The 1,040-nt window shown below is 61.0% G+C and carries 1 protein-coding gene; it reads left to right on the top strand.

Annotation, left to right across the window (positions count from 1 at the left end; genetic code table 11):
• Nucleotides 1–109 precede the first annotated feature (109 nt).
• Complete coding sequence (locus ACK4SC_RS11685; protein ID WP_119699237.1) at nucleotides 110–1,018, top strand: IS982 family transposase; 909 nt, start codon at nucleotides 110–112, stop codon at nucleotides 1,016–1,018.
• Nucleotides 1,019–1,040 lie beyond the last annotated feature (22 nt).

The following is a 1,040-nucleotide window of genomic DNA, read 5'->3' as shown; positions in this document are numbered from 1 at the left end:
CTAGATGATTGATTCCAAGGGGTGACCGGCGGCGCGCCTGTCTCAAGCAGTGGTTGAGGGTGTCCAGGATCGAGGTTGAATCTCTCAATCTCGAACCGTAAGGCCCGGAATGGACAACGACCTGGACACCCTCGCTACAGCACTCTACGTCACCTGCGACGACTATCTGAAAGCCAGACCCGAACTCGCTCCCTGGCGGCCTCGCGTCGGGCTCATCCCCAGGATCAGCGACGCGGAACTCATTACGCTCGCCGTAATGCAAGCCCTGCTCGAACACCATAATGAACGCCGCTGGATCAGATACGCTCACGCTCGCCTCCGGCACCTGTTCCCCACAATCCCGCAGCAGTCTGGCTATAACAAGCGCCTCCGCCGCCTCGCCGGCACCATGCAAGCGGTGATCGCGCATCTTGCCGCTGATACCGGTCTCTGGTCTGATGACGTGTGGATCGCCGATTCGACCCCGGTCGAATGTGGGCGATCACGCGAAACGGTGAAACGATCAGACCTTGCCGGGTTCGCCGAGTACGGATACTGCGCTTCGCATTCCAGATTCTTCTGGGGTGTGCGCCTGCACCTGCTCGCCACGCTCGACGGGCTGCCGGTCGGGTTCGCGCTCACCGGCGCAAAAGCCGACGAACGTGACACCCTTCAAGGGATCCTCGATGCCACCCCAGCCCGAATTCCTGCGGGGCAGATGATCATGGCAGACAAAGGATATTACGGTCGTGTGTTCGAGACCGAACTCGCCAATGTTCAAGTGACGCTCATCCGGCCGGCCCGTCAGGGCGAGCCCGCGCGTGAGGACGCAAGATTTTTGAAACCACTCCGGCAGCGGATCGAGTCGGTGTTTGACACGTTGAAAGGGCAGCTCGGGCTTGAACAGCACGGCGGACGAACCCCGGGAGGAGTGATCGTGCGAGTGCTGCAACGACTGCTCGCGCTCACCGCCGCAATCTGGCACAACCATCGCACCGGGCAGCCGATCCTCCGGTCACTGACAGCGTACGACCACTGAACCCTTGGAATCAATCATCTAG

This window comes from Microcella sp., assembly GCF_046293215.1.
GTDB lineage: Bacteria > Actinomycetota > Actinomycetes > Actinomycetales > Microbacteriaceae > Microcella.
Note: the sequence above shows the minus strand (reverse complement) of the source record. Positions and strands in the feature narration are given on the sequence as shown.

What these genes read in the sequence shown, in the direction of transcription:
- ACK4SC_RS11685 (WP_119699237.1), top strand. Translation starts at nt 110, where the DNA reads ATGGACAACGACCTGGACACCCTCGCTACAGCACTCTACGTCACCTGC.